This is a genomic window from Xanthomonas sp. WHRI 8393, from assembly GCF_040203315.1.
Taxonomy (GTDB): Bacteria; Pseudomonadota; Gammaproteobacteria; order Xanthomonadales; family Xanthomonadaceae; genus Xanthomonas; species Xanthomonas arboricola.
In genome coordinates this window covers 1,239,729-1,266,455 of sequence record NZ_JBEGGL010000001.1, presented here as the reverse complement: position 1 = coordinate 1,266,455, position 26,727 = coordinate 1,239,729, and the positions used below count along the sequence as shown (strand labels likewise).

Sequence of the window (26,727 nt, the reverse complement as noted above, 5' to 3'; positions counted from 1 at the left end):
CCTCAATGTCGGTGGTTGGCGGCGAGCGAATCGCCGTGCCGCCATTCCAGGTACGTCTTCAGCGCCAGCGTCAGCAGCGCGGTCAGTGCCAGCAACGAGGCACACGCAAACGCGGCGCTATAGGCGTATTCGTTGTAGAGAATTTCCACATGCAGGGGCAGTGTATTGGTGCGCCCGCGGATATGCCCGGACACCACCGACACCGCACCGAACTCGCCCATCGCACGCGCTGCGCACAGCAACACGCCGTACAGCAGGCCCCAGCGGATGTTCGGCAGGGTCACCCGCCAGAACATCTGCCAGCCGTTCGCGCCCAGGCTCAAGGCGGCCAGTTCTTCATCGCTGCCCTGCTGCTCCATCAACGGCATCAGCTCGCGCGCGATGAAAGGAAAGGTGACGAAGGTCGTCGCCAGCACGATGCCGGGCAACGCAAACACGATGCGCGGCAACTGGATCAGCAACTCGCCAAAAAACGGCAACTGCAGTCGCCAGCCTTCGTCGATCAACGGCCACGCCCAGCCGCTGCGGCCGAAGATCAGCACGAAGATCAGGCCCGCCACCACCGGCGACACCGAGAACGGCAGGTCGATCAGGCTGATCAGCAAGCGCTTGCCGGGGAATTGGTGCTTGCTGACCGCCCACGCCGCCGCCACGCCAAACACCAGGTTCAGCGGCAGCACGATGGCAGTGACGATCAGGGTCAGCTTGATCGCCGACAATGCATCCGGGTCGACGATCGCGCGCAGAAAGGTTTCCCAGCCGCCGCGCAGCGCCTCGGCAAACACCAGCACCAGCGGCAGCAGCAGGAACGCCAGCAGGAACAGCAGCGCCCCCGCAATCATCAACCACTGCACCCAACGCGGCTCGTTGGTGGCCGAGTCGGTGATGCGGCGGGCCTGTTCGGTCATCTGGCGGGTGTGCAACATGGCAGGCAGCGGCGAAACAGCATCGTTCATGCAGTCCTCCGTTGATAGCGCAGCAGGCGTGCCTGCAGCGTATTGACCACCAGCAGGATCACGAACGACAGCAGCAGCATCGCCGCGGCAATCGCGGTGGCGCCGGCATAGTCGAATTCCTCCAGCCGGATGGTGATCAGCAGCGGCGCGATCTCGGTCGAATTGGGCAGGTTGCCGGCGATGAAGATCACCGAGCCGTACTCACCCACACCACGCGCGAAGGCCAGCGCAAACCCGGTCAGGACTGCCGGCCAGAGCCCAGGCAGCACCACTCGCCACACTGTCTGCCAGCGCGATGCGCCCAGCGTGGCCGCGGCCGCTTCCAGCTCGCGCTCGCTCTCGGCCAGCACCGGCTGCACCACCCGTACCACGAACGGCAACCCGACGAACACCAGCGCCAGCACGATGCCCAACTGCGTGTAGGCCACCTTGATGCCGATCGCCTCCAGCCAGCGCCCGACCCAGCCGTTGCCGCCGTACAACGCGGTCAGCGCGATGCCGGCCACCGCGGTCGGCAATGCGAACGGCAGGTCGATCACCGCATCGAAGAAACGTTTGCCGGGGAAGCTGTAGCGCACGAACACCCAGGCCACCCAGGTGCCCATCACCGCATTGAAGGCGCCGGCCGCGAACGCGGTGCCGAAGCTCACCCGCAACGCCGACAGCACGCGCGGCTCGCTCCACACCCGCCACAGCCCATCCCAGCCCAGCCCGCTGGTCTTGATGAAGATGCCCAGCAGCGGGATCAGCACGATCAGTCCCAGCCAGGTCAGCGTGATTCCAAGACTCAAGCCCAGCCCCGGCATCACGCGTCGGCGCGGTGACGGCGCTGGGTGGGGTGCAACCGACATCGGCATCGCCTACTTTTTTGCCTGGATCTGATCGAACACGCCACCGTCGGCGAAGTGTTCCTGCTGCGCCTTGTCCCACGATCCGAACGCGTCCTGGATGGTCACCAGCTTGATGTCCGGGAACCGTGCCAGGTCGGCAGGGTCGGCAAATTCCGGATGGCGCGGCCGATAGAAATGCTTGGCCGCCAACTTCTGACCTTCCGGCGCATACAGGTAACGCAGATAGGCCTCGGCCACCTCGCGGGTGCCGTGCTTGTCGACATTCTTGTCGACCAGCGCCACCGACGGCTCGGCCAGGATCGACAGCTTGGGCACCACGATCTCGAACTTGTCCTTGCCCAGCTCTTCGCGCGCCAGCAGCGCCTCGTTTTCCCAGGCCAGCAGCACATCCCCGATGCCACGCTGCACGAACGTGGTGGTGGCGCCGCGCGCACCGGTATCGAGCACCGGCACGTTGCGGAACAGCGCCTGCATGTAGCGCAAGATGCGCTCGCGGTCGCCCTTGAAGATATGGTCGGCGTAGGCCCAGGCGGCCAGGTAATTCCAGCGCGCGCCACCGGAGGTCTTGGGGTTGGGCGTCACCACCGCCACGCCGGAGCGCAGCAGGTCCGGCCAATCGTGGATGTTCTTCGGGTTGCCCTTGCGCACCAGGAATACGATGGTCGAGGTGTACGGCGCGCTGTTGTCGGGCAGGCGCTCTTCCCAGTCGCTGTCGATCAGCTTGGCCTTCTCGGCGATCGCATCGACGTCGTAGGCCAGCGCCAAAGTGACCACATCGGCTTCGATGCCGTCGATCACCGCACGTGCCTGTTTGCCGGAGCCGCCATGCGAGGTCTCCACCGTGACGGTGTCCTGCGGATGCTGCTGCTTCCAGTTCGCGGCGAAGGCGCTGTTGTAGTCGCGATAGAACTCGCGGGTGGGGTCGTAACTGACATTGAGCAGGCCGATATCGCGCGCGCCTGCCGGGCCGGCCAGGACCAGCAGGCTGCACAACACGGTCGATACAAGACGGAAGCGGGGGTGGGTCACAGCAATCTCCAAACCGTTGGGGCGCAGCTGAACAGCAAGCATGCCATGCTGCGCAGCGGCACGCAGGCGGTGAAATGACATCAAGGCCGCACCTTATGTCGATTTTGCATGACGTAGTGGTATGCCACCGTGATCGTTAAAATCATGCGTCTCTTGCCACTGCGACCGCCATGACCAACGCTCCCGCTGCGCTGACTGCCCATTACGCCGCCGAACTGGAAACCATCCAGTCCCAGGGCCTGTTCAAGTCCGAGCGCATCATCACCGGCCCGCAGTCGGCGCGGATCACCCTGGCCGATGGCCGCAGCGTGCTCAACTTCTGCGCCAACAACTATCTGGGCCTGGCCGACCACCCGGACATCATCCAGGCCGCCAAGGACGCGCTGGATACGCACGGCTTCGGCATGGCCTCGGTGCGCTTCATCTGTGGCACCCAGGACCTGCACAAGCAGCTCGAGCGCACCATCGCCGATTTCTTCGGCACCGAGGACACCATCCTCTACGCGGCCTGTTTCGATGCCAACGGCGGCCTGTTCGAACCGCTGCTCGGCGAAGCGGACGCGATCATTTCCGATGCGCTCAACCACGCCTCCATCATCGACGGCGTGCGCCTGTGCAAGGCCAAGCGCTTCCGCTACGCCAACTGCGACATGGCCGATCTGGAAGCGCAGCTGCAGGCCGCCGATGCGGCCGGCTGCAAGACCAAGCTGATCACCAGCGACGGCGTGTTCTCGATGGACGGCTTCATCGCCCCGCTGGACGAGATCACCGCCCTCGCCCGCAAATACAACGCGCTGGTGCATATCGACGAATGCCATGCCACCGGCTTTCTCGGCGCCAGCGGCCGCGGCTCGGCCGAGGTCAAGGGCGTGCTGGACCGGATCGACATCATCACCGGCACGCTGGGCAAGGCGATGGGCGGTGCCCTGGGCGGCTTCACCACCGCCAAGCGCGAAGTCATCGAACTGCTGCGCCAGCGCTCGCGCCCCTACCTGTTTTCCAACTCGCTGCCGCCGCATGTGGTGGCCGCCGGCATCAAGGCCTTCCAGATGCTGGAAGCCGCCGGCGAGCTGCGCACGCAACTGGTCGACAACACCCGCTACTTCCGCGAGCGCATGACCGCTGCCGGCTTCGACCTCAAGCCCGGCGTGCACCCGATCAGCCCGGTAATGCTCTACGACGCGCCGCTGGCGCAAAAATTCGCCGAGCGGCTGCTGGAAGAAGGCATCTACGCGATCGGCTTCTTCTTCCCGGTGGTGCCCAAGGGCCAGGCGCGTATCCGCACCCAGATCAGCGCCGCGCACACCCGCGAGCAGCTGGATCAGGCGATCGACGCGTTCATCAAGATCGGCCGCGAACTGGACGTCATCCAGCACTGATGCGCTCGGTGCTGCGCCAACGGCTGCTGCTCGCGGCGCAGACCGATACCCAGGCGCAGCTGTTGGATAGCAACTGGGAAACCCGCTGCCTGCATTGCCGTCGGCGCCTGCAACTGCGCGCCGATGGCGAACCGCTCGGGCACACCACGCTGGAACACGTGGTCCCGCAGGCCTGGTTCGGCCGTCGCGCGGCGGCGGCCCTGTGTGCGCTGGTCGGCAACGATGCCAATGCAGCGCGCAATCTCGCCCTGGCCTGTGCCGGCTGCAATCACGCCAAGGGCCGACGCCACGATGCCAACGGTGCCGGCGACGCCCGCGCCGTCGAGGTGGTGAGCGCCTTGCTCAGCGCGCGTCTGGCGCGCTGGCGGGAGCCGCCGTCAGCGCACTGACTTCCGCTGGGCTGAGCATCCGCCACGCACCCTTGCCCAGCTCGCCCATCGCCAGCGAGCCGATCGCCACCCGCACCAACCGCAGCACGCCGATCTCCACCGCAGCCAACAAGCGGCGGATCTGCCGATTGCGGCCTTCGTCCAGCACGATCTCCAGCCACGCATTGCGCTCGCCTTCGCGCAGCACGCCGACCCGCTTGGCGCGCAGCAGTACGCCCTCGCCGTCCGGATCGGGATCGACCACACCGGCCTGCAGCTGCGCCAGTTGCGCAGCGCTCGGGCGGCAATCGATCTGCACGTGATAGGTCTTGTCCGGCCCGGTCATCGGGTCGGTCACCGTGGCGGCCCATTGCGGATCGTTGCTGAAGAGCAGCAGGCCTTCGCTGGCCTTGTCCAGGCGCCCGACCGGGGCGATCCACGGCAAGCCGGCACCATCAAAGCAGCGATACACCGTGTCCCTGCCCTGCTCGTCGCGCGCGGTGGTGACCACGCCACGCGGCTTGTTGAGCATCAGATAGCAACGCGCCGGGCCGGCCAATGGCTGTGCGTCGACACGGATGGTGGAGTGCTGATCGGCGCGGATCGGATATTCGGGATCGCGTATTACGCGCGCGGCCACGCTGACCCGCCCATCGGCGATCCAGCGCGCCGCTTCGGTACGCGAACACACGCCCAGTTTGGACAGCACGCGCGCCAGCCCGTGGCGTGGCGCGCTGGTCGCCGCGGTCGTACCGGAGGCGCGCGACGCGCCCGCCGAACCACGCGTGCGCTGCCGGGACGTCGCCGGCGCAGGCCGCCGGGTCATGCCGTCCCGACCGCGTTGCTTACTTGCTTTCGACCGACTTGGCGTCGGCCGCAGGCGTTGCGGTTGCGGCAGCAGCCGGAGCCGGCGCAGCCACCGGGCGTGCCTTGACCACGCGCACACCGCGCGCCTTCATCCAGGCATCGAATTCTTCGGCGGTCATGCGCTTGCCGTTCTGGCTCATGTCAAAGCGCCACGGCGTGTTGTCGAACGCGGTGGTGGCCTTGTAGGCGGCCGGATCGTTCGGATTGACGGTGCCGCCAGGCGGAATGACCTTGGCCAGATCCTGGCAGCCTTCCACGCGCAGACGCAGCAGCACGCGGTCCACCGACTGCTCGGTGGTGTAAGGCTGTGCCAGCACGCCGGTGGGCATGCCCAGCTGCACGCTACGGGTGTAGAACTCGGCGGCCGCCGGCGCAATGACGGTGGCGGGCAACGGCAGCGGCTGGGACACCGTGCTGCCGGCGCAGTTCGGAGCGGCGTAGGCGGCGGGAATCAAGGCGAGACAGAGCAATCCAGCCGTAGCGGTACGCAGCATCGGGTTCTTCCAATTATGAGTGTGGTGTTGACGCGGCGAGTGTAGGCAGCGATGAACGCCGTTTCAACCGGAAACGTGCCTGGATGGCAACGCAGACAGGATTCGCACCGTCCAGGCGCAGGTTTTGCGGTCCCCACAAAGACAAAACCCGGCGCAAGGCCGGGTTTTGTATGCAACAGCTAGCGGTCCAATTAGTTCTGGACGTTCAGCTCGGTACGACGGTTCTTCGCACGGCCTTCCGGATTGTCGGAACCATCCGGGTTGGTGTTCGGAGCAATCGGACGGCTCTCGCCGTAGCCGATCGGACCAACCAGACGCGACGCATCGACGCCGTTCTTGGTCAGGTAGTCGTACACGGTGGTCGCACGACGCTCGGACAGCTTCTGGTTGTACTCGTCGGTACCCTTCGAGTCGGTGTGACCAGCAACCTCAACCTTCAGGTCGGGGTAACGCTTCAGGATCTCGGTCGCTTCGCTCAGGATCGAGACGGCGTCCGGACGCAGGGTCGACTTGTTGAAGTCGAAGTTCACGCCCTTCAGATCGATCGACACAGGCACCGGGCAACCGTCCGGACCGATGGTCTGGCCAGGCTGCGAAGCCGGGCACTTGTCGTCGCAGTTGTTGACGCCGTCACCGTCGTCATCCAGGTCTGCGCAGCTCGGAGCAACCGGAGCCGGAGCCGGCGGCGGAGCGGTCGACGGAGCCGGTCCCAACGGGATCACGACGCCGACCGAAGCCAGCACGTCGCCGAACCAGTCTTCCTGCGGAGCAGCAACGCTCTGGTCGTTGAAGTCAGCGCGGTAGGCCAACTCGGCACGCACGGCGACGCGCTTGTCGAAGGTGGTCTGCAGACCGACACCAGCCTTGGCGGCAAAGTTGCCGTCCTTCTGCTGGCCCGGCGAAACCGGGTTCGGGGTCGCGTCGAATTCTTCTTCCGAACGCTGGTAGCCCAGACCGAACAGCAGGTAGGGGTTCCAGCCGCGGCCTTCCTGGATGAAGTGGCGACGCAGGTCGAACGAGATGCCGTACTGGCTCCAGTTCTGATCCTGGTTGGCATCGAAGTTCGGGTTCTGATAGTTCAGCTCGCCGTCGATCGACCAGTTCGGGCTGACGAACTTGCCCAGACCCAGGGTGACGAACGGGGCATCATTGGTCAGACGATCGCTGTCCTGGAAGTTGAAGCCAGCGCTACCGGTCAGGTACCAACGGTCATCGAACTCCTGCGCGGAAGCAGCCTGGGCAACCGCCAGACCGCCGAGCAACGCGGCAGTGAGAATTTTCTTGTTCATGTGTATACAGCTCCTTCTTTGGGAGATAAAACCGATAGAGGCGTTGTTCTTGGTAAAGATGCTCGTCACATCCAGAGCCATCGGGGCGCAGATTAAGCCGGCTTCAGTGAAGATCGCGTTAACGGTCATATAACATGTGAAAGCAATCACCAGGGCCGGCGATCCCTTTCAATACTACGTATACAGTTTCATGAAGGGAAGGACCGCGCACTCAGTTTGCACATCTGACCTGCATGAACCGCAGCCCAATTTAGCCAGTTGAATACGCTGGCGGATCTACCGCGCCGGCGGGCTGCACAGTGATGCGAAAACCACATTGGTGAACGCCAGGCCCCGTCCGAGCTGAATTGTGGGGTCAGTGGTTGCGGCGCGACAGCTTCACAACGCACCCTGAACTCCCCACATGGAGCGCCCCGATGAAAGCTGTCGTCATCACCCGTCATCTTCCGATCGACGATCCCGCCGCACTGCTTGACATGGAACTTCCGGCCCCGTCGGGCCCTTCGGGGTATGACTTATTGGTTCGCGTCGAGGCGATCTCGGTCAATCCGGTCGACACCAAGGTGCGTGCACCCAAGCCACAGACGCTGGATGCGCCGAAGATCCTGGGCTACGACGCGGCTGGCGTCGTCGAAGCGGTAGGCCCCGACGTCACCGCGTTCGCGGTCGGCGACGAGGTGTATTACGCGGGCGATATCGGCCGCCCGGGCAGCAACGCGCAATACCAATTGGTCGATGCGCGCATCGCCGGCTGCAAGCCCACCTCACTCAGCTTTGCCCAGGCCGCGGCCCTGCCGCTGACCACGTTGACCGCCTGGGAGCTGCTGTTCCAGCGCATGCCGTTCTCTTTCGACGGCGCGCGCAATCGCGGCAAGCACGTGCTGATCATCGGCGGTGCGGGCGGCGTGGGCTCGATCGCCATCCAGCTGGCGCGGCATGCCGGCTTCAGCGTGATCGCCACCGCCTCGCGACCGGAAACCATCGAATGGGTGCGGCAGATGGGCGCCCAGCATGTGATCGACCATCACCAGCCGCTGCAGCCGCAGTTGCAGGCCTTGGGAATGCAGAGCGTGGACGCCGCACTCAACCTGGCCGACACCGACCGCTACTGGGAGCAACTGGGCGAGATCCTGGCACCGCAGGGGCATGTGGGCTTGATCGTGGAGCCGCGCGGCCCGCTGTCGATCGGCGATCCCTACAAAGCCAAATGCATCGGCATCCACTGGGAGCTGATGTTCACCCGTGCCCGCTACGCAACCGAGGATATGGTCGAGCAACACCGCATCCTCAACCGTGCCGCCAGCTTGATCGATGCGGGCGAGCTGCGCACCACCCATACTGAAACGCTGTCGCCGATCAATGCGCAGCAATTGCGCGAGGCGCACCGACGGCTGGAAAGCGGCAGCACGATCGGCAAGCTGGTACTGGCGGGTTGGTGAGGTGATCGCCGTTACCGCTTGAGTCCGGCTGCCGCATCGGGCACGGGCCGTTGGCTCGCAGAGGAAGAAGGCAGCACGGCCCCAGCGCGCGCACGTGACCCAGCGGCAAGGCGGGAGGGGCACCCTGATCGTGCGGTCCGCCTCGCTGCTGGGGCGCAGGCCCGATCGCAGAGGCGTTTCCTGTAATGCGAGGCGATCTGTTCCGCGGCAGCGGCGCGGGCGGGGCGGCCCCGCTCGACAGAGACTCGCCCCCGCGACCCGCGCAGCGCTGGAGCGCGGCCGCCCAGCTGACAGCACTGATCAAGAAGTCGGCAAGTGCGGCTCGAGCCTCAGCCAGCCAGCGGGCCAGCAGGGACGTCTTCTTCGCGCCATTGGTTGCGCTTGGCAGACATGGGCACCTCCACTGAGATACGGCCCGATGTGCAGGCCAACCGTACCGCCCTCCCCCCCGAAACTCCCGATTGCGCCGTATGAGCGGGTCAAGACTTGCCGCCAGGCCCGTTTGCCTGCATCGTGCGCACTCCGTACGCCAGCGTATCCACACCATGTCGCCCGCCACCGGCCCATCCGTCTCGTCCTACCCGCACCTGTTCGCACCGCTCGATCTGGGCTTCACGCAACTGCGTAACCGCGTCCTGATGGGCTCGATGCACACCGGTCTGGAAGACCGGGCGCGCGATTTCCCCAAACTGGCCGCGTATTTCGCCGAGCGCGCTGCCGGCGGGGTCGGCTTGATCGTCACCGGCGGCTTTTCGCCGAACGTGGTGGGCTGGCTCAAGCCGTTCGGCGGCAAGCTGTCGTGGCCGTGGGAGGTGCGCCCGCATCGTCAGGTCACCCGGGCGGTGCATGCGCACGGCGCGAAGATCTGCCTGCAGCTGCTGCATGCCGGGCGCTATGCCTACCACCCCCTGTCGGTGGCACCATCCAGGCTCAAGGCGCCGATCAACCCGTTCACCCCACGCGCGCTATCGGCACGTGCGGTGGATCGTCAGATCGCCGCTTACGCGCGTGCGGCGCGACTGGCGCGCGACGCCGGCTACGACGGCGTGGAGGTAATGGGATCGGAAGGCTATCTGATCAACGAATTCACCGCCGCGCGCACCAACCAACGCAGCGATGCCTGGGGTGGCGATGCGACCAAGCGCATGCGCTTTGCGGTGGAGATCGTGCGACGCATCCGCGAGGCGTGCGGGCCGGACTTCATCATCATCTACCGGCTGTCGCTGGTGGACCTGGTCGAAGGCGGCAACCAGTGGCAGGACATCCTGACGCAGGCGCAGGCGATCGAAGCGGCCGGCGCGACCATCATCAATTCCGGTATCGGCTGGCACGAGGCACGCATCCCGACCATCGCCACGTCGGTACCGCGCGCCGCATTTGCCGGTGTGACCGCCAAGCTCAAGCCGCACCTGCGTATTCCGGTGGTGGCGACCAACCGCATCAACATGCCCGAAGTGGCCGAGCGCATCCTGGCCGACGGCGCCGCCGACATGGTGTCGCTGGCGCGCCCGCTGCTGGCCGACCCGCAGTGGGCCAACAAGGCACGCACCGGCCAGTCGCACGCCATCAATACCTGCATCGCCTGCAATCAGGCCTGCCTGGATCATGTGTTCGACAACAAGCTGGCGAGCTGCCTGGTCAACCCGCGCGCAGCGCACGAAACCGAACTGATCTACCCACCGACCCCCAACCCCAGGCGCATTGCGGTGGTCGGTGCCGGCCCGGCCGGTCTGGCTTGCGCGACGGTGGCCGCCGAGCGAGGTCATCGCGTCACCTTGTTCGATGCGGGCGATGCAATTGGTGGGCAATTCAATGTCGCCAGGCGCATCCCGGGCAAGGAAGAATTCAACGAGACGCTGCGCTACTTCGGCCACCGCATCGACGCGACCGGGGTGCAGCTGCGCCTGAATACCCATGTAGAAGCGGCAGACCTGAAAGACTTCGACGAGATCGTGCTGGCCACCGGCATCGAGCCGCGCAAGGTGGATTTCCCCGGCGCCGATCACCCGATGGTCGTGAGCTATCTCGACGTGGTGCTGGGCCGCCATGTCGCTGCCGACAAGGTCGCGATCATCGGGGCCGGCGGGATTGGCTTCGATGTCGGCGAATTTCTCGTGCACACGGGGCCATCGCCGTCGCTGGACCCTGCACGCTGGATGGCCGAATGGGGCGTGGACCCCAGCTTCGAAACGGCTGGGGCATTGGCCAGGCCGCAACCCGAGCGCCCGGCCCGCCAGGTCTGGCTGCTGCAGCGCAGCCCCGGCAGACCCGGCGCGCGCCTGGGCAAGACCACCGGCTGGATCCACCGCGCCACACTCAAGGCCAAGGGCGTCAAGATGCTGGGCGGCGTGGAATATCTGGGCGTGAACGACGCCGGGCTGCGGATCCGCGTGGACGGCGCCGAACAAGTACTCGATGTCGGCACGGTGGTGGTCTGCGCCGGGCAGGAGCCGCGCCGCGACCTGCTGGCCGCGCTGCAGGCCAACGGGCAGCAACCGCATCTGATCGGCGGTGCGGATGTCGCCGCCGAACTGGACGCCAAGCGTGCGATCGATCAGGCCTGCCGACTGGCGGCGAAGTTGTAACACGCGTTGCCGCAATGCGCTGAACGTCACAGCAGCCTGAGCGCGATACCCGCTCCAACCTCTTTGCGAGCGTCATGGAGCGGGGCTGGCGCGACGTCAACGCCGGTGGCGGCGGTGATGAAGCGATGACCGGTTCACCCATGAGATGCCGGCGCCGGAATCCATATGCGCCGGATCGATGCAGGCGCTAACGCTGCCATCGACCTGGCGCCCAACCCCGTGAGCGCCGCTGATCGGTGCAGCGCAGTCCATTCTTTTTCCTGTCGCAGCTCGGCGATAAACCGGGCATGCCCACGACGCCGACTACATCGCTGCATCGCATCCACTTCCCGCCGATGTCCGCCTGATCAGCGTATTGCTGCTCAGCCTGCCCTTCCGCGCCGCTTATGCAGTCGGCGACGTCGCACAGAACACCTTGCTGGGATTGGGCCACTGGTCCTGGCGTGGCACGCGCGGCGTCAGTGCGCTGCGTCCGATCGGCAGCGGGCTGGCCGCGCTCTTGGTCAGCGCCGCGATCAGCCTGGTTCTGAAGGCGGCACGCCTGCCGCCGCGTCGACTGCGTTGATGGTGGTCGCTTTGGTCAGCAGTATTGCCGTGCTGTCGGCATGGTGGTTACGCAACGCATTGCAGCCTTACGCGCATACGGCTGCCACGACTGCATCGCCACTAGCTGCGCTGAAGTGGCGGCGCGATCAGTTGCTGCCCTTGGCGGTCATCGCAGCACTGGCCCTGGCATTGCTGACGCTCACCAAATTGGCACCGTATCCGGCGCAGTTGCGTACCGGCTCGTCTGCTCGTCTGCATGTCTGCTCGTCTGCATGTCTGCATGTCTGCATGTCTGCATGTCTGCATGTCTGCATGTCTGCATGTCTGCATGAGATTGTTTCGCACCATGTTGAACTTGATGCGTGTGATTCAACACGCCTGATGCGTTCGAACATGTGCACTGCAAATAGCAACAGCGTTAGCAAGCGCGCGCTGCGATTGCCGCATGGCCAACGCCGCTGTGCCACCGATACCGTCGAAGGAATCGTGATCGATGATTTTGACGATCTCGGCTGCACATCGTCGTGCAGCCACTACAAGCCATCTAAAATTCCGCTGACGCATTTGTGCACGATGGATATGCAAACTTGACGCACGACTTGGTGCTGCGATGCGAGCGCCAATACCGTCGTGGCGCTTGGTGTTCACTCGCCACCATCAACGCGCATCGAGCACCTCGGACGCCTCCTCTAGTGATTACAACACCGCGTTCTACGATGCACATGCGAGCGCTCGATGCATGATCTGGACAACATCAAGCACCATGCACTGAAAGCTCCTTTATGCGCCCCGCGTTCGCATCTCGATGCATCCCCGCTGCAGTAGAAAGCGGCGATACGCAAGCACATCCCTCAGTGACGATGACGTGTAGCGCAGACTGCAGATCGCATTGCATGCGTAGCCTAAGTGTAACGCGTTGCACGTCTCGAGCCATTGCGCAGGTGCAACAGCGCACGCGCACCGTATCGAGATCCGTTGCGGCATCCGCTGTCGCCAGCGCGATGCGACGCACACGACGGATGCGTCGCGCTGGTGTCATCGAACCAAGCCGCAGACGCAGCAAGCAATCACACCCGTCAACCCTGCCTATTCAGCCGCGATTCTGTGATCGACGCCTACCTTGCGCCAACTTTTTGACCCGCCGCATTTGGCGGGCACCTCCGGTAGATCTTCTTTCGCCGGAGACCGGGCGACCCGTGGCAGGTCGCCTCCCCATGACGCCAAGCCCTCTGTACTGGTGCATCCACCTTGGATGCTCTGCGGATCGGCCCATACGGAGCAAGGAGTTATATGAAACTGGTTTGGATACTTTGGCTGTCGCAGTTGTTGCCGCAGCCGGCTGCAGATTCGTTGTGCTTGAGCACTACCGTGTACCTGGAAGCGCGTGATCAGACCTTGCGCGGCCAGCAAGCCGTCGCCGAAGTTGCGTTGCGTCGGCTGGACAGCGGCTTGTGGGGCGACTCGATGTGTCAGGTGGTCACTGCACGCAAGCAGTTCGCGCCCACCATCGTGGCTCCGGGAACGCAGCTGAAAAACGACGATGCCTGGAACAAGGCGCTGGATGTGGCACTGGCTGCAGAGCGCAACTGGGCGCTGCCGGTGGGGCAACGCAAGGAAATCGTGCCGGGCGCCAGTCACTTTGCCGCAAGCGCGATCGCAAGCCCGAGCTGGCGTAATGCCTACCAGGTGGCCACCATCGGCGACCACACGTTCTATCGCGTACAGAAGCTGCGCCCGCGCACCGCATCCTGAGGCTGCCCACGCACTCACGCGTTGCCGCTAAGCTTGCGTCTTCGTTCTTGTGCGGAAATTCTCATGAAGCTGTACACCAAGCCGGGCGCATGTTCGCTGGCAGATCACATCGTGCTGCGCTGGTCGGGGCTGCCCTTTGATCTGCAGGTGGTTGACGCCGCCACGATGAAGTCCCCCGAATATCTGCGCCTCAACCCGGCCGGTGCTGTGCCGCTGTTGGTCGTCGACGACTGGGCACTGACCCAGAACGCCGCCATCCTCAACTACATCGCCGACATCGCGCCGCTCACCGGTCTGTCCGGCGATGGCACCGCGCGCAGCCGTGCGGAGATCAATCGCTGGATCGCCTTCGCCAATGCGGATGTGCATCCGGCCTTCAAGCCGATCTTCGGCAGCACCGCCTATCTGCAGGACGACGCGCTGATCGCGCGCAGCCATGACGACGCACGCAGCAAGCTGCGCACCTTGTACGAACGTGTCGACGCGCATCTGCAGGGACGCAACTGGCTGGCAGGCGACACCCATACCGGCGCCGATGCGTACCTGTTCGTGACGCTGCGATGGGCGCAGAAGGTGGGCGTGGATCTCAGTGGCCTGAGCGCGGTAGATGCATTCATGCAGCGCATGCTGGACGATGCCGATGTGCAGGCCGCATTGCAGGCCGAAGGCCTGGCCTGAGCCGGGAGCATCGCACAAGCGCCACATAAAAAACGCCGGGCATTGCCCGGCGTTTTCGTTACAACAGCAAGGCGAGAAACTCAGCCCAGCAGATGCGACACGCCGCTGCGCTCTTCTTCCAGCTCGGCCAGGGTCTTGTCGATGTACTTCTGGCTGAAGTCGTCGATCGGCAGATCCTTGACCAGGGTGTACTCGCCGTTGGCGGTGGTCACCGGGAAGCCGAAGATCACGCCTTCCGGGATGCCGTAGGAGCCGTCGGACGGCACGCCCATCGTCACCCACTTGCCGTTGCTGCCCAGCACCCAGTCGCGCACGTGATCGATGGCGGCATTGGCGGCCGACGCAGCCGAGGACAGGCCGCGCGCTTCGATGATCGCCGCGCCGCGCTTGCCCACGGTCGGGATGAAGGTGGACGCGTTCCATTCCTGGTCGTTGATCGCATCGCCGATGGACGCGCCATCGGCGGTGGCGAACCGGTAGTCCGGGTACATGGTCGGGCTATGGTTGCCCCAGACCACCAGCTTCTCGATGCCGCCCACCGGCTTGCCGAGCTTCTGCGACAGCTGGCTGAGCGCACGGTTGTGGTCCAGACGCAGCATGGCGGTGAAATTCTTCGGGTTCAGATCCGGCGCCGACTTCATCGCGATGTAGGCATTGGTGTTGGCCGGGTTGCCGACCACCAGCACCTTCACGTCACGCTTGGCGACCTTGTTCAACGCCGCGCCCTGCGCGGTGAAGATCTTGGCGTTTTCCAGCAGCAGGTCCTTGCGCTCCATGCCCGGGCCACGCGGACGCGCACCGACCAGCAGGGCGACGTCGATGTCCTTGAACGCCACTTCGGCGTCGTCGGTGCCGACCACGCCGGCCAGCAGCGGGAATGCGCAGTCTTCCAGCTCCATGATCACGCCCTTGAGCGCGGCCTGGGCCTTTTCATTGGACAGTTCCAGCAATTGCAGGATCACCGGCTGATCCTTGCCCAGCATTTCGCCGGAGGCGATGCGGAACAGCAGGGCATAGCCGATCTGGCCGGCAGCGCCGGTCACGGCAACACGAACAGGTGCTTTCATGGGGAGTTTCCTCTGCTAAAAAACATGGGTGGAGGTGCACGCTGGCGTGGCGCAGGGCCTGGCGGCGCGCAGTGACAGACGAACGGCCGCACAGGGCGGCCGTTCGGGGGAAAGACATCAGGCGGCGAGGATCTTGTTCCACTCCGCGACACGGTCGGCCTTGGCGGCCAGCACGGCGTCGGTATCGCCTTCGATCGTCACCTTGTTGATCACATCGCCCTGGGCGACGGCATCGACCACGTCCAGGCCCTGGGTGACCTTGCCGAACACGGTGTGCTTGCCGTCCAGCCACGGGGTGGCGGTGTGGGTGATGAAGAACTGGCTGCCGTTGGTGTTGGGGCCGGCATTGGCCATGGACAGCACGCCGCGCTCGTGGCCGACGCCGTTGTTGGCTTCATCCTCGAAACGGTAGCCCGGGCCGCCGCGGCCGGAGCCTTCCGGGCAGCCGCCCTGGATCATGAAGTCGGCGATGACGCGGTGGAAGCTCAGGCCATCGTAGAAGCCGCGCTGGACCAGGTTGACGAAGTTGGCAACGGTCAGCGGGGCCTTGTCGGCGAACAGCTCGACCACGATCGGGCCGCGGGTGGTGTCGAAATGGGCAATCAGGGACATGGAAATCCTTGCAGGTTTCAGGGTGTATGACAGCCCATTAGAATACACCCGGGCGTGCAGGCGGCCGTGCAGGTTGGACCATCGTCGGGGGTGTCCAGGCTAGCTGAATGGGCGTTTTGGACCGCTCGGCGGCCGAACGCAACGGTGCGGCAACGAAACCGCTATAATGTCGGGCTTACCTCATCTCAAGACTGGCGCCAGACAGGGGCCCTTTCCGCATGTCTATCGAAAAACTCCGCAATATCGCCATCGTCGCGCACGTTGACCATGGCAAGACCACCCTCGTCGACTGCCTGCTGAAGCAGTCCGGCACCCTGTCCGAACGCACCGTGCTGGCTGAGCGCGTGATGGACAGCAACGATCAGGAAAAGGAGCGTGGCATCACGATCCTGGCCAAGAACACGGCCATCACCTGGAACGGCAACCGCATCAACATCGTCGACACCCCGGGACACGCCGACTTCGGTGGCGAAGTCGAGCGCGTGCTGTCTATGGTGGACTCGGTGCTGATCCTGGTCGATGCGATGGACGGCCCGATGCCGCAGACCCGCTTCGTGACCCAGAAGGCGTTCGCGATGGGCTTCAAGCCGATCGTGGTGGTCAACAAGATCGACCGTCCCGGCGCACGCCCGGACTGGGTCATCGACCAGGTGTTCGACCTGTTCGACAAGCTTGGCGCAACCGACGAGCAGCTGGACTTCCCGATCGTCTACACCTCCGCCCTGAACGGCTACGCCAGCCTGGATTCGAGCGTGCGCGATGGCGACATGACCCCGCTGTACGAAGCGATCATGCAGCACGTGTCGGCACCGGACGTGGATCCGGACGGCCCGTTCCAGATGCGCATCAGCCAGCTGGACTACAACAACTTCGTCGGCGTGATCGGCATCGGCCGCATCCAGCGCGGCGTGCTGAAGAAGAACATGCCGGTCAGCGTGATCGACCGCGAAGGCAAGAAGCGCCAGGGCAAGGTGCTGCAGGTGCTGGGCTTCCTCGGCCTGGAGCGCATCGAGCAGGACACCGCCGAGGCCGGCGACATCGTCGCCATCTCCGGCGTGGCCGAGCTGACCATTTCCGACACCGTGTGTGCGCTCGACGCCCCGGAAGCGCTGCCCGCGCTGACCGTGGACGAGCCCACCATCTCGATGACCTTCCAGGTCAACAACTCGCCGTTCGCCGGCAACAAGGACCTGTCCGGCGGCAAGTTCCTGACCAGCCGCCAGCTGCGCGACCGTCTGGACCGCGAGAAGGTGCACAACGTGGCACTGAAGGTCGAGGAAGGCTCCGACGCCGACAAGTTCCTGGTTTCCGGCCGTGGCGAACTGCACCTGTCGGTGCTGATCGAGAACATGCGTCGTGAAGGCTACGAGCTGGCCGTGTCGCGCCCGGAGGTCATCATCAAGGAAATCGACGGCAAGCAGATGGAGCCGATCGAACAGCTGGTGGTGGACATCGAAGAACAGCACCAGGGCGGCGTGATGGAAAAGCTGGGCACCCGCAAGGGCCAGCTGAAGAACATGGAGCCGGACGGCAAGGGCCGCGTGCGCCTGGATTACATGATCCCGGCGCGTGGCCTGATCGGTTTCCAGAACGAGTTCCGCACCCTGACCCAGGGCTCGGGCCTGCTGTTCCACGTGTTTGACCATTACGGTCCGAAGGAACAGGGCGCGATCGCCAAGCGCCAGAACGGCGTGATGATTGCCAACGCAGCGGGCGCCACCCCGGCCTATGCACTGGGGCCGTTGGAAGAGCGTGGCCGTCTGTTCGCTGCCGAAGGCGACAACGTGTATGAAGGTCAACTGGTCGGTATCCACTCCAAGGACAACGACCTGACCGTCAACGCGATCAAGACCAAGCCGCTGACCAACATGCGCGCTTCGGGCAAGGACGATGCGATCAAGCTGACCCCGGCGATCAAGTACACGCTGGAGCAGGCACTGGACTTCATCGAGGACGACGAGCTGGTGGAAGTCACCCCGAAGGAAATCCGCCTGCGCAAGAAGTTCCTCACCGAAAGCGACCGCAAGCGCGCTGGCCGTTCCGGCTAAACACGGGACGTCCATCTTCGTGAGCAACACGCCCTACAGCCCGGATCCGCGTGCGCATCCGGGGCTGCATGTGATCGCCTTGCTAGAGGCGGTCAAGGGGACGCTTGCGCTGTTGGCGGCGACGGGCCTGGAAATTCTGGGCCCGCTCCCGCTGCAGAACGCGGTCAGCACGCTGATCCGCCGCTTCAACCTGGATCCCGACCACGGCGCACTGCCGTCGTTGCTCAAGACCATCAGTCCCGACGCCGTCCATCTGGCCGCTGCCGCAATGCTGGCCTATGGCCTGTTGCATGTGGTGGAAGCCTGGGGTCTGTGGCGTGCCAAGGCCTGGGCGTCGCTGCTGGGCTGCCTGTCGGCGGCCATCTACCTGCCGTTCGATATCTACGCCATCGTCCGCCATCCCGGCTGGACCGCCTGGGGCGTACTGGCGATCAATCTGATCGTGGTCGGCGTGCTGGCACGCGATCTGATCAAACGCCGGCGCCACTGAGGCCCCCTGCCCGTCTGCGGGCATGTCATACACATTGTCACCCCGCCGCAGCGCCGTTAGCCTGCGAACAATCCCCGGGGAACACCGCCAATGCGATCCACCACCTTGTCCTTCGCGCTGCTGCTTGCGCTGTGCGGCTGTGCGCATACCGAAAGCCTGACCCCGGCCGGTGCCAACGCAGCCACTGCCAGGCAAGACGATCTGATCGACGCCGACATCGTCGGCCTGCAGGCACGCATGGCGTCCGGCACGACCAGCAGCCTGGATCTGACCCGCGCGTACCTGCAGCGTATCGCCACCATCGATCGCGCCGGGCCCACTCTCAATTCGGTGATCGAACTCAACCCGCAGGCCGAAGCCGACGCACGTGCATTGGACGCCGAACGCCACGCTGGCCATGTGCGCGGGCCTCTGCATGGCATTCCGGTACTGCTCAAGGACAACATCGACGCGCTGCCGATGGTCAACAGCGCCGGCTCGCTGGCATTGGCCGATTTCAGGCCCGGCCGCGATGCGTTTCTGGTGCAGCGCCTGCGCGCCGCTGGCGCGGTGATCCTGGGCAAGACCAACCTGAGCGAGTGGGCCAACTTCCGCTCCACCAAGTCCAGCTCCGGCTGGAGCGCACGCGGCGGGCTGACCCGCAATCCGTACGCGCTGGATCGCAATCCCTGCGGCTCCAGTGCCGGCACCGGCGCGGCGATCGCCGCCAGCCTGGCCACGGTCGGCATCGGCACCGAAACCGACGGCAGCATCACCTGCCCGGCCTCGGTGAACGGCCTGGTCGGGCTCAAACCGACCGTGGGCCTGGTCAGCCGCGACGGCATCATTCCGATCTCGGCCTCCCAGGACACCGCCGGCCCGATGACGCGCAGCGTCGCCGATGCGGCGGCGGTGCTGCAGGCGATTGCCGCACCCGACCCGCAGGATCCGGCGGCGCGCACTGCACCGACGTCCACACCGGACTATCTGGCGCATCTCAGGCCCGATGGCCTGCGCGGCGCCCGCCTGGGCCTGCTGCGCAATCCCTTGCGCGAAGATCCGGCGATTGCCGCCACGCTGCAACGCGCGGTGCAGACCCTGCGCGCCGCTGGCGCCACCGTGATCGAAACCAGCCTGGCGACCGAGGGCCAGTGGGACGCCGCCGAGCAAACGGTCTTGTTGGTCGAATTCAAGGCCGGCCTGAACGCGTATCTGCGCAGCCACGCCGCGCCGGTGTCGAGCCTGGAGCAGGTGATCGCCTTCAATCGCAGCCACGCGCAGCGCGAGATGCCCTACTTCGGGCAGGAGCTGTTCGAGCAGGCGCAGGCCGCGGCCGGACTGGACGATGCCGCGTATCTCACGGCCCGCGCCACTGCCAAACGGCTGGCCGGGCCGGACGGCATCGACGCCGCGCTGCAGGCCAATCGCCTGGACGCGCTGATCGTGCCGACCACCGGCGCTGCCTGGGTCACCGACCTGGTCAAGGGCGATACCTTTCCCGGAGCCGGCTACGGTGCGGCCGCGGTGGCCGGTTATCCCAGCCTGAGCGTGCCGATGGGACAGACCCAGGGCCTGCCGCTGGGCCTATTGTTCATGGGCAGTGCCTGGAGCGAGCCGCGCCTGATCGAACTGGCCTACGCCTACGAACAACGCAGCAAGGCGCATGTTGCGCCCCGCTATGCGCCGACTGCGCCCAGCGCACCGGCGGCCGCGCCTGCAGCTATACCGTAGTCGCAGGCTCACCGTCTTCGGCACCGGGCGAGCGCACGCTCTCCTGGGCGATGGGCGCGGCGGCGCGCAGGGGTGGCTTTTCCTGCGCGGCGATTTCGGCGCGAATCCTGGGCAGTGCGTACGGGTGCTCGCGGGTCAGGAAGTCGATCATGCGCTCGCGGCTGATGCAGCGCAGATCGAACGCATCGCCGGAATTGCGCGCGCTCACCAGCAGGCGTACCTGGATCGTGCTCTCGCTGGTTTCGGTTACCTGGGTCACGCACACGCGTCCATCCCACAGCGGCTCGCTCTTGCAGATGCGCTCCAGCTCGGCGCGCACCGCCGCGATCGGGGTGCGGTAATCCAGCCACAGGAATGCGGTACCGAGCAGGTCGGCGCTGCTGCGCGTCCAGTTCTGGAACGGGTGCTCGATCCACCAGGTCAACGGCACCACCATCCGCCGCTCGTCCCAGATCCGCACCACCACATACGAGCTGCCGATCTCCTCGATGCGGCCCCATTCGCCTTCCACGATCACCACATCGTCCAGCCGGATCGGCTGGGTCAGGGCGATCTGCAGACCGGCGATCAGGTTGCCGAACACCGGCTTGGCCGCGATGCCAGCCACCAGGCCGATGATGCCGGCCGAGGCCAGCAGCGTCTTGCCGATCTGGCGCACCTGCTCGAAACCAAGCAACACCACCGAGATGCCGAGCAGGATCACCGCGCCCATCACCACCCGGCTCAGCACGCGTGTCTGGGTCTGGATACGCCGTGCGGTGAGGTTGTCGGACACCTCGATCGGGTTGCTGCGCAGGATCGCCATCTCGCCGGCGGCGACCGCGCGCACCAACAGCCAGGTCACGCAGCCAACGATGCCGACGTGCAGCAGATGCTGTATCGCCGCCAGCCCTTTGCCGGACAGCGGCGTCGCTTCGGTGGCCACGCCCAGAAACAGCAGCGGCAGGATGAAGGCAGCCGGCAGCGTGACCACGCGAATGATGCGTGCACGGCGATAGTCGCGGCCCTGCATGCGGCGAAACAGCCACAGCATCAGCGACCAGGTGACGATGCCCGCCAGCAGCGCGGCACCAAGCGGGATTGCGTATTCGCGGATGACGTTCCAATCGGCAGTCAAACCGTTCCTCCTGTGGGGGAAAGAGGGATGGCTGCAGCATCATGCCGCACGCGGCATGAGCATCACGTCATGCGTACGGTGACATCACGCGCCCAGCGGCTGCGACGCCACCTGCTGTTGCTTGCGCACGATCGCCATTGCGATTTCCAGCGACTGCTCGTAGTTCAGCCGCGGATCCACGCTGGAGCGGTAGGCGCGTTCCAGATCGCGCTCGGTCAGCTCGCGCGCGCCACCGGTGCATTCGGTGACGTCTTCGCCGGTCAGTTCCAGATGCACCCCGCCCAGGCGCGTCCCGGCGGCCGCATGCAGATCGAAGGACAACTCGACCTCGCTGCGGATATTGTCGAAACGCCGTGTTTTATAGCCATTTCCGGTGCTTTCGGTATTGCCGTGCATCGCATCGCACACCCACAACACCCGACGCCCATCGCGCTTGACCGCCTCCAGCAGCGGCGGCAACTTCTCGGCGATCTGCGCCGCACCCATGCGATGGATGAAGCTCAGGCGGCCGGGTTCGTCTTCGGGATTGAGCACGTCGATCAGACGCAATAGCTGATCCGGCTGCACCGATGGCCCCACCTTGATCGCGATCGGGTTACGCACGCCACGCAGGTATTCCACATGCGCGCCATCCAGCGCAGCAGTACGCATGCCGATCCACGGGTAATGCGTGCTCAGGTTGAACCAGCCCCACTGGCGCGGCACCTGCCGGGTCAGGCCTTCCTCGTACGGCAGCAACAGCGCCTCGTGCGAGGTGTAGAAGTCGATGCGATTGAGGTTGTAGACCTCCGCGCCGGACAGGGTCTCCATGAAGCGCACCGCATCGCCGATCGATGCCACCATCTTCTGGTAGTCCGCCGCCAGCGGCGAATACCCCACCCAGTCCAGATTCCAGTATTCGGGATGGTGCAGGTCGGCAAAGCCGCCGTCGATCAGAGCGCGCACGAAATTCATCGTCATCGCCGAGCGCGAATGCGCGGTGATCATGCGCTGCGGATCCGGCACGCGCGCCGCTTCGGTGAAGGCTGGCGCGTTGATCACATCGCCGCGGTAGCTCGGCAAGGTCACCCCGTCGCGGGTTTCGGTATCGGCCGAGCGTGGCTTGGCGTACTGCCCGGCAAAGCGCCCTACCCGCACCACCGGCAGGTGCAGGCCATGCACCAGCACCAGGCTCATTTGCAGCAGCACCTTCAGGCGATTGGAGATCGTGCCCGATTCGCAATCGCTGAAGTTCTCGGCGCAATCGCCGCCCTGCAGCAGGAAGCGCTTGCCTTCCTGCGCCTCCGCCAGCTGGCGCTTGAGCGCAAAGATTTCCCAGGAGGTCACCAGCGGCGGCAGCTGCCGCAACTCGCCCAGCGTGTGTTCCAACGCAACGGCGTCCGGGTAGACCGGCATCTGCAACGCCGGACGCTGCCGCCAGCTCTGCGGCGACCACTGCTCTGCCTGGTTGACGGACGAATGAGGGGAAGCGGACATCGTGAACTCCAGAAATCTCGGGCGCCGGCCAGCGCCGGAACGAAACGATCAGAACAGTTTGCGCGGACCACGCTGCCTGAAGCCGGCGTACAGCGCCCACAGCGCCAGGCCCACGAACCACAGCATGCTCCACATCGGCATGCTCAGGCCCAGAAAGCGCCAATCGATATTGCCGCAGTCGCCGGTGCCGGTCAGCACGGTGCGGAACACTTCGAACGGCCCCATCGTCTCGCTCAGGAAGCTCAACGGCGGCCCGCACGAGGACATCATGTCCTTGGGCCGGATCTGCACCCAGACATGCCGCGCCGCGATGCCCATGCCGACGCCGGCAGCGATGAAGCTGAGCACGCCATAGAGCTTGCGCGTGCCCGCTGCGCGCGGCCCATGCAACGCGCCCAGCAGAAACAACAGCGCCAGCGCCGCAAACGCGATCCGCTGGAAGATGCATAGCGGGCATGGCTCCAGCCCAAGATGCAGCTGTACGTAGATCGCATAGGCAAGCAATCCTGCGCAGGCAAGAAAGCCCAGCAAGAACTGCGCCCGGAAACCCCAACGAAATGGATTCATCGCTACCGCTTGCCTAGGATCGAATGCCCGATTATCAGCCATCGCTGCCGCGGTGACCACGGATGCCTGCATCGGGCAGGTCGCCTGGCAGCAGGCCCGGTGCAGCCATGCATGTCGCCAGTCATGTGTCGGTCTGCAGACCTCGACACCGCCCGGAGACGGCCGCCTTTGCGGCGGCGAGCTTGATCCTGGTTGAGCCATGCACATCGCTGCGCTGTTGCCGAAACACCCATACCAAGACCGACCGCCATGGTCCGGCACAGGCAATAAAAAAGCCCGGCGCTAGCCGGGCTTTTCGAGAATCTTTGCGAAGGGCGAACCGATTACTCGGCCACTTCCTCGGCGACGACCGGACGGTCGACCAGCTCGACATACGCCATCGGCGCATTGTCACCGGCACGGAAGCCGGCCTTCAGGATGCGCAGGTAGCCGCCGGGACGGGTCGCGTAACGCGGGCCCAGTTCGACGAACAGCTTGCCCACCGCTTCCTTGTCGCGCAGGCGAGCGAACGCCAGACGACGATTGGCAACGCCATCGACCTTGCCGATGGTGATCAGCGGCTCGGCGACGCGACGCAGTTCCTTGGCCTTCGGCAAGGTGGTCTTGATCAGCTCGTGCTTGAACAGCGACGCGGCCATATTGCGGAACATGGCTTCGCGGTGCGCGCTGGTGCGGTTGAATTTACGACCGGATTTCTGGTGACGCATGAGTGTGATTTCCTAAGGAATGTTGAGACTGCTTGAGAGACGCTGTCGCCATCCTGGCGCTGTTGAATGGACTGCGGTTGGTCCGAGCCGGCCGTCCTTTGACCGGATGTCACCGCGGGCTTTGGCCCGTCGATGTAAAAAAACAGCATGGGCGCCCGAAGACGCCCATGCGGTGATGCATTAACCAAGCATGCCGTGCTGGGCGACACCGGCCGGCGGCCAGTTCTCCAGCTTCATGCCCAGTGCAAGGCCGCGCTGTGCCAGCACTTCCTTGATTTCGGTCAGCGACTTCTTGCCGAGGTTCGGGGTCTTGAGCAGCTCCACTTCGGTCTTCTGGATCAGATCACCGATGTAGTAGATGCTCTCGGCCTTCAGGCAGTTGGCCGAACGCACGGTCAGCTCGAGGTCGTCGATCGGGCGCAGCAGCACCGGATCCACGCCGCTGGCAGCCGGCTTGGCCGCACCGCGATCGCGGTGGGTGAAATCGCCGAACACCGATAGCTGATCGCTGAGGATGTCGGCGGCGGTGCGCACGGCTTCCTCGGCATCGATCGTGCCGTTGGTTTCGATATCGATCACCAGCTTGTCGAGGTCGGTGCGCTGTTCAACGCGCGCAGCTTCCACGGCATAGGCAACGCGACGCACCGGCGAGAACGACGCATCCAGCATCAGACGACCGATGGTGCGGGTCTCTTCGTCCGGACGACGACGCGCGGCAGCCGGCTGATAGCCGAAACCACGCTCGATCTTCAGGCGCATGTTCAGCGCCGTGTCCTTGGTCAGGTGGCAGATCACGTGGTCGCCGTTGATGATCTCGACGTTGTGATCGGTCCTGATGTCGGCCGCAGTGACCGTGCCCGGACCCTGCTTGGACAACGACAGCGTCGCGCTGTCGCCACTATGCATACGAATCGCCACGTCTTTCAGGTTGAGCAGGACGTCAAGCACGTCTTCCTGCAGCCCTTCGACCGTGGTGTATTCGTGCAGCACGCCGTCGATCTCGACCTCGGTGATCGCAAAACCCGGGATCGACGACAACAGCACACGACGCAGGGCATTGCCCAGCGTGTGCCCGTAACCGCGCTCCAAGGGCTCGATCACGACCTTTGCGCGATTGTCGGTAAGACGTTCGATCTGCGGACCACGGGGGCGCAGAACCTGGTTGGCGGTAACCGTCATGTTGCGGGGTCTCCTGCGAACCTCCGGCGGTGCCGGAGGCTCTCCAATGTGAATTACTTCGAATACAACTCGACGATCAGCGCTTCGTTGATATCCGAAGGCAGGTCAGCGCGATCCGGAACGGCCTTGAACACGCCGCTGAACTTCTTCGAATCGACTTCGACCCACGACGGCGTCATGTCGTGCTGCTCAGCCACGGTCAGGGCTTCCTGCACGCGAAGCTGCTTCTGTGCCTTTTCCGACAGCGTGATCGCATCGCCAGCCTTGATCTGGTACGAAGCCAGATTCACCGACTTGCCATTGACCAGCACGCCACGGTGCGACACCAGCTGGCGCGCGGCCGGACGGGTGACGGCAAAGCCCATGCGGTAGCAGACGTTGTCCAGACGGGTTTCCAGCAACTGCAGCAGGTTCTCGCCGGTGTTGCCCTTCTTGGTCGAGGCCTTCTTGTAGTAGTTGCGGAACTGACGCTCCAGCAAACCGTAGATGCGCTTGACCTTCTGCTTTTCGCGCAGCTGGGTGGCATAGTCGGAGAGCTTGCCTTTGCGAGCCGCGCCGTGTTGGCCGGGCTTCTGCTCAAGCTTGCACTTGGAGTCCAGCGCGCGCGCCGGGCTCTTGAGGGAAAGATCGACGCCTTCGCGCCGGGCGAGCTTACAGGTAGGACCGATATAACGAGCCATTTCTTATCGCTCCCTTTAGACGCGACGCTTCTTCGGCGGACGGCACCCGTTGTGCGGGATTGGCGTCACGTCGATGATGTTGGTGATCTTGTAGCCCACGTTGTTCAACGAACGCACGGCCGACTCACGGCCCGGACCCGGACCCTTGATACGCACTTCCAGCGACTTCACGCCGTAGTCGAGCGCAGCGCGGCCAGCCTTTTCGGCGGCAACCTGAGCAGCGAACGGGGTCGACTTGCGCGAACCACGGAAACCGGCGCCGCCGGACGTGGCCCACGACAGTGCATTGCCCTGGCGATCGGTGATGGTGACGATGGTGTTGTTGAACGAAGCGTGGACGTGAGCGACGCCGTCAGTGATGACGCGCTTGATCTTCTTCTTCGTTTTCTTTTCTGCTGGCTTTGCCATGATCTATCCCTTACTTCCTGATCGCCTTGCGCGGACCCTTGCGGGTGCGGGCGTTGGTACGGGTGCGCTGACCACGCAGCGGGAGACCACGGCGATGACGCAGACCGCGATAGCAGCCCAGGTCCATCAGTCGCTTGATCGCGATACCGATTTCGCGGCGCAGGTCGCCTTCGACGACATACTTGCCGACCTCGGCGCGCAGGCGCTCGATTTCGGGTTCGGACAGATCACGAATCTTCGTGGTCGAGGTAACGCCTGCGGATTCGCAGAGCTTCTTCGAACGGGTACGGCCGATGCCGTAGATGCTTTGCAACCCGACCCAGACGTGCTTCTGGGCTGGCAGGTTGACGCCTGCAATACGCGCCATGACGCGATTCTCCAACTGAGTGATGGCCCGACAGCGCCCAGGCGCCATCCGGCAGGATGGATCAAA

Annotated in this window: 25 protein-coding genes and 1 pseudogene; 10 read left to right on the top strand and 16 right to left on the bottom strand. The window is 64.8% G+C overall.

Annotated features, from left to right (window positions below):
• Positions 1 to 2: 2 nt before the first annotated feature.
• From cysW to ABQ137_RS05480, 3 genes are read right to left on the bottom strand one after another with little or no spacing between them, the layout of a single operon-like run.
• Complete coding sequence (cysW, locus tag ABQ137_RS05490) at positions 3 to 956, bottom strand: sulfate ABC transporter permease subunit CysW (RefSeq protein WP_024938545.1); 954 nt, start codon at positions 954 to 956, stop codon at positions 3 to 5.
• On the bottom strand, positions 953 to 1,813 hold the full coding sequence (cysT, locus tag ABQ137_RS05485) for a sulfate ABC transporter permease subunit CysT (protein WP_039513378.1): 861 nt from the start codon (positions 1,811 to 1,813) through the stop codon (positions 953 to 955). Before cysT ends, cysW begins: the two co-directional genes overlap by 4 nt.
• A gap of 3 nt (positions 1,814 to 1,816) precedes the next feature.
• Positions 1,817 to 2,917: a sulfate ABC transporter substrate-binding protein gene (locus ABQ137_RS05480; protein WP_184551501.1), complete on the bottom strand. Its 1,101-nt coding sequence runs from the start codon at positions 2,915 to 2,917 to the stop codon at positions 1,817 to 1,819.
• A gap of 89 nt (positions 2,918 to 3,006) precedes the next feature.
• On the opposite strand from ABQ137_RS05480, the gene kbl reads away from it, so the two are divergent.
• The gene (gene kbl, locus ABQ137_RS05475) at positions 3,007 to 4,215 is read left to right on the top strand and encodes a glycine C-acetyltransferase (RefSeq protein WP_024938548.1); all 1,209 of its coding nucleotides are present in this window, start codon (positions 3,007 to 3,009) and stop codon (positions 4,213 to 4,215) included.
• A complete protein-coding gene (locus ABQ137_RS05470) occupies positions 4,215 to 4,604 on the top strand; it encodes an HNH endonuclease (RefSeq protein WP_349781428.1) in 390 nt (129 codons plus the stop codon). The genes kbl and ABQ137_RS05470 overlap by 1 nt, the downstream gene beginning before the upstream one ends.
• Here ABQ137_RS05470 and ABQ137_RS05465 read toward each other — a convergent pair.
• The 3 genes from ABQ137_RS05465 to ABQ137_RS05455 form a co-directional block, all read right to left on the bottom strand.
• Positions 4,558 to 5,409, bottom strand: coding sequence for a pseudouridine synthase (locus tag ABQ137_RS05465; protein WP_349781426.1), 852 nt, complete (start codon positions 5,407 to 5,409; stop codon positions 4,558 to 4,560). The genes ABQ137_RS05470 and ABQ137_RS05465 overlap by 47 nt on opposite strands.
• Before the next feature lie 19 nt (positions 5,410 to 5,428).
• On the bottom strand, positions 5,429 to 5,944 hold the full coding sequence (locus ABQ137_RS05460) for a hypothetical protein (protein ID WP_349781424.1): 516 nt from the start codon (positions 5,942 to 5,944) through the stop codon (positions 5,429 to 5,431).
• Positions 5,945 to 6,135: 191 nt separating this feature from the next.
• Positions 6,136 to 7,233, bottom strand: a complete 1,098-nt coding sequence (locus ABQ137_RS05455; RefSeq protein ID WP_024938552.1) for an OmpA family protein — start codon at positions 7,231 to 7,233, stop codon at positions 6,136 to 6,138.
• Between the two features lie 416 nt (positions 7,234 to 7,649).
• Here ABQ137_RS05455 and ABQ137_RS05450 point away from each other — a divergent pair, with 416 nt between their 5' ends.
• The 5 genes and pseudogenes from ABQ137_RS05450 to ABQ137_RS05430 all read left to right on the top strand — a co-directional run bounded on the left by ABQ137_RS05450 (position 7,650) and on the right by ABQ137_RS05430 (position 14,233).
• Positions 7,650 to 8,672, top strand: a complete 1,023-nt coding sequence (locus tag ABQ137_RS05450) for a zinc-binding alcohol dehydrogenase family protein (protein WP_349781422.1) — start codon at positions 7,650 to 7,652, stop codon at positions 8,670 to 8,672.
• 545 nt (positions 8,673 to 9,217) lie between these two features.
• Positions 9,218 to 11,257, top strand: coding sequence for an oxidoreductase (locus tag ABQ137_RS05445; protein ID WP_349781420.1), 2,040 nt, complete (start codon positions 9,218 to 9,220; stop codon positions 11,255 to 11,257).
• Positions 11,258 to 11,582: 325 nt separating this feature from the next.
• A pseudogene (locus ABQ137_RS05440) lies at positions 11,583 to 12,049 on the top strand (MFS transporter); the annotation flags it as partial.
• A 1,044-nt stretch (positions 12,050 to 13,093) separates the two neighbouring features.
• The gene (locus ABQ137_RS05435) at positions 13,094 to 13,555 is read left to right on the top strand and encodes a cell wall hydrolase (protein ID WP_016905076.1); all 462 of its coding nucleotides are present in this window, start codon (positions 13,094 to 13,096) and stop codon (positions 13,553 to 13,555) included.
• Between the two features lie 63 nt (positions 13,556 to 13,618).
• Positions 13,619 to 14,233 carry a glutathione S-transferase family protein gene (locus tag ABQ137_RS05430; RefSeq protein ID WP_349781417.1) on the top strand — a complete coding sequence of 205 codons (615 nt, stop codon included), beginning with the start codon at positions 13,619 to 13,621 and terminating at the stop codon, positions 14,231 to 14,233.
• A gap of 80 nt (positions 14,234 to 14,313) precedes the next feature.
• Here ABQ137_RS05430 and ABQ137_RS05425 read toward each other — a convergent pair whose 3' ends face one another.
• Both ABQ137_RS05425 and ABQ137_RS05420 read right to left on the bottom strand, forming a co-directional pair.
• On the bottom strand, positions 14,314 to 15,300 hold the full coding sequence (locus tag ABQ137_RS05425) for a malate dehydrogenase (RefSeq protein ID WP_024938556.1): 987 nt from the start codon (positions 15,298 to 15,300) through the stop codon (positions 14,314 to 14,316).
• 117 nt (positions 15,301 to 15,417) lie between these two features.
• Positions 15,418 to 15,912 (bottom strand): peptidylprolyl isomerase, encoded by a 495-nt coding sequence (locus ABQ137_RS05420; protein WP_016904578.1) that lies wholly within the window; start codon positions 15,910 to 15,912, stop codon positions 15,418 to 15,420.
• 218 nt (positions 15,913 to 16,130) lie between these two features.
• Between ABQ137_RS05420 and typA the strand changes: the two genes are divergently transcribed.
• From typA to ABQ137_RS05405, 3 genes are all read left to right on the top strand, one after another.
• Positions 16,131 to 17,960 (top strand): translational GTPase TypA, encoded by a 1,830-nt coding sequence (gene typA, locus ABQ137_RS05415; RefSeq protein WP_016904579.1) that lies wholly within the window; start codon positions 16,131 to 16,133, stop codon positions 17,958 to 17,960.
• Between the two features lie 70 nt (positions 17,961 to 18,030).
• Positions 18,031 to 18,450: a DUF2127 domain-containing protein gene (locus tag ABQ137_RS05410; protein ID WP_184380449.1), complete on the top strand. Its 420-nt coding sequence runs from the start codon at positions 18,031 to 18,033 to the stop codon at positions 18,448 to 18,450.
• A 105-nt stretch (positions 18,451 to 18,555) separates the two neighbouring features.
• Positions 18,556 to 20,160, top strand: a complete 1,605-nt coding sequence (locus tag ABQ137_RS05405; protein ID WP_349781534.1) for an amidase — start codon at positions 18,556 to 18,558, stop codon at positions 20,158 to 20,160.
• Here the strand turns inward: ABQ137_RS05405 and ABQ137_RS05400 are convergent.
• The 8 genes from ABQ137_RS05400 to rpsM all read right to left on the bottom strand — a co-directional run bounded on the left by ABQ137_RS05400 (position 20,150) and on the right by rpsM (position 26,661).
• Positions 20,150 to 21,277, bottom strand: a complete 1,128-nt coding sequence (locus ABQ137_RS05400; protein ID WP_349781415.1) for a mechanosensitive ion channel family protein — start codon at positions 21,275 to 21,277, stop codon at positions 20,150 to 20,152. The two genes, ABQ137_RS05405 and ABQ137_RS05400, sit on opposite strands and share 11 nt — an antisense overlap.
• A gap of 84 nt (positions 21,278 to 21,361) precedes the next feature.
• Entirely contained in the window at positions 21,362 to 22,753 is a 1,392-nt protein-coding gene (locus ABQ137_RS05395) for a class II 3-deoxy-7-phosphoheptulonate synthase (RefSeq protein ID WP_046345812.1), read from the bottom strand.
• Between the two features lie 48 nt (positions 22,754 to 22,801).
• A complete protein-coding gene (locus ABQ137_RS05390; RefSeq protein WP_024938561.1) occupies positions 22,802 to 23,320 on the bottom strand; it encodes a disulfide bond formation protein B in 519 nt (172 codons plus the stop codon).
• A 323-nt stretch (positions 23,321 to 23,643) separates the two neighbouring features.
• Positions 23,644 to 24,027 (bottom strand): 50S ribosomal protein L17, encoded by a 384-nt coding sequence (gene rplQ / locus ABQ137_RS05385; RefSeq protein WP_003486665.1) that lies wholly within the window; start codon positions 24,025 to 24,027, stop codon positions 23,644 to 23,646.
• A gap of 180 nt (positions 24,028 to 24,207) precedes the next feature.
• Entirely contained in the window at positions 24,208 to 25,206 is a 999-nt protein-coding gene (locus ABQ137_RS05380) for a DNA-directed RNA polymerase subunit alpha (protein WP_002811635.1), read from the bottom strand.
• 53 nt (positions 25,207 to 25,259) lie between these two features.
• The gene (gene rpsD, locus ABQ137_RS05375) at positions 25,260 to 25,886 is read right to left on the bottom strand and encodes a 30S ribosomal protein S4 (RefSeq protein ID WP_024938562.1); all 627 of its coding nucleotides are present in this window, start codon (positions 25,884 to 25,886) and stop codon (positions 25,260 to 25,262) included.
• 15 nt (positions 25,887 to 25,901) lie between these two features.
• Entirely contained in the window at positions 25,902 to 26,294 is a 393-nt protein-coding gene (gene rpsK, locus ABQ137_RS05370; protein WP_003486671.1) for a 30S ribosomal protein S11, read from the bottom strand.
• A 10-nt stretch (positions 26,295 to 26,304) separates the two neighbouring features.
• A complete protein-coding gene (gene rpsM, locus ABQ137_RS05365; protein ID WP_003486672.1) occupies positions 26,305 to 26,661 on the bottom strand; it encodes a 30S ribosomal protein S13 in 357 nt (118 codons plus the stop codon).
• Positions 26,662 to 26,727 lie beyond the last annotated feature (66 nt).

Excerpts from the sequence above, each read along its gene's own strand:
- cysW (WP_024938545.1), bottom strand. The coding sequence starts at position 956 with ATGAACGATGCTGTTTCGCCGCTGCCTGCCATGTTGCACACCCGCCAG.
- cysT (WP_039513378.1), bottom strand. The coding sequence starts at position 1,813 with ATGCCGATGTCGGTTGCACCCCACCCAGCGCCGTCACCGCGCCGACGC.
- ABQ137_RS05480 (WP_184551501.1), bottom strand. The coding sequence starts at position 2,917 with ATGTCATTTCACCGCCTGCGTGCCGCTGCGCAGCATGGCATGCTTGCT.
- kbl (WP_024938548.1), top strand. The coding sequence starts at position 3,007 with ATGACCAACGCTCCCGCTGCGCTGACTGCCCATTACGCCGCCGAACTG.
- ABQ137_RS05470 (WP_349781428.1), top strand. The coding sequence starts at position 4,215 with ATGCGCTCGGTGCTGCGCCAACGGCTGCTGCTCGCGGCGCAGACCGAT.
- ABQ137_RS05465 (WP_349781426.1), bottom strand. The coding sequence starts at position 5,409 with ATGACCCGGCGGCCTGCGCCGGCGACGTCCCGGCAGCGCACGCGTGGT.
- ABQ137_RS05460 (WP_349781424.1), bottom strand. The coding sequence starts at position 5,944 with ATGCTGCGTACCGCTACGGCTGGATTGCTCTGTCTCGCCTTGATTCCC.
- ABQ137_RS05455 (WP_024938552.1), bottom strand. The coding sequence starts at position 7,233 with ATGAACAAGAAAATTCTCACTGCCGCGTTGCTCGGCGGTCTGGCGGTT.
- ABQ137_RS05450 (WP_349781422.1), top strand. The coding sequence starts at position 7,650 with ATGAAAGCTGTCGTCATCACCCGTCATCTTCCGATCGACGATCCCGCC.
- ABQ137_RS05445 (WP_349781420.1), top strand. The coding sequence starts at position 9,218 with ATGTCGCCCGCCACCGGCCCATCCGTCTCGTCCTACCCGCACCTGTTC.
- ABQ137_RS05435 (WP_016905076.1), top strand. The coding sequence starts at position 13,094 with ATGAAACTGGTTTGGATACTTTGGCTGTCGCAGTTGTTGCCGCAGCCG.
- ABQ137_RS05430 (WP_349781417.1), top strand. The coding sequence starts at position 13,619 with ATGAAGCTGTACACCAAGCCGGGCGCATGTTCGCTGGCAGATCACATC.
- ABQ137_RS05425 (WP_024938556.1), bottom strand. The coding sequence starts at position 15,300 with ATGAAAGCACCTGTTCGTGTTGCCGTGACCGGCGCTGCCGGCCAGATC.
- ABQ137_RS05420 (WP_016904578.1), bottom strand. The coding sequence starts at position 15,912 with ATGTCCCTGATTGCCCATTTCGACACCACCCGCGGCCCGATCGTGGTC.
- typA (WP_016904579.1), top strand. The coding sequence starts at position 16,131 with ATGTCTATCGAAAAACTCCGCAATATCGCCATCGTCGCGCACGTTGAC.
- ABQ137_RS05395 (WP_046345812.1), bottom strand. The coding sequence starts at position 22,753 with ATGTCCGCTTCCCCTCATTCGTCCGTCAACCAGGCAGAGCAGTGGTCG.
- ABQ137_RS05390 (WP_024938561.1), bottom strand. The coding sequence starts at position 23,320 with ATGAATCCATTTCGTTGGGGTTTCCGGGCGCAGTTCTTGCTGGGCTTT.
- rplQ (WP_003486665.1), bottom strand. The coding sequence starts at position 24,027 with ATGCGTCACCAGAAATCCGGTCGTAAATTCAACCGCACCAGCGCGCAC.
- ABQ137_RS05380 (WP_002811635.1), bottom strand. The coding sequence starts at position 25,206 with ATGACGGTTACCGCCAACCAGGTTCTGCGCCCCCGTGGTCCGCAGATC.
- rpsD (WP_024938562.1), bottom strand. The coding sequence starts at position 25,886 with ATGGCTCGTTATATCGGTCCTACCTGTAAGCTCGCCCGGCGCGAAGGC.
- rpsK (WP_003486671.1), bottom strand. The coding sequence starts at position 26,294 with ATGGCAAAGCCAGCAGAAAAGAAAACGAAGAAGAAGATCAAGCGCGTC.
- rpsM (WP_003486672.1), bottom strand. The coding sequence starts at position 26,661 with ATGGCGCGTATTGCAGGCGTCAACCTGCCAGCCCAGAAGCACGTCTGG.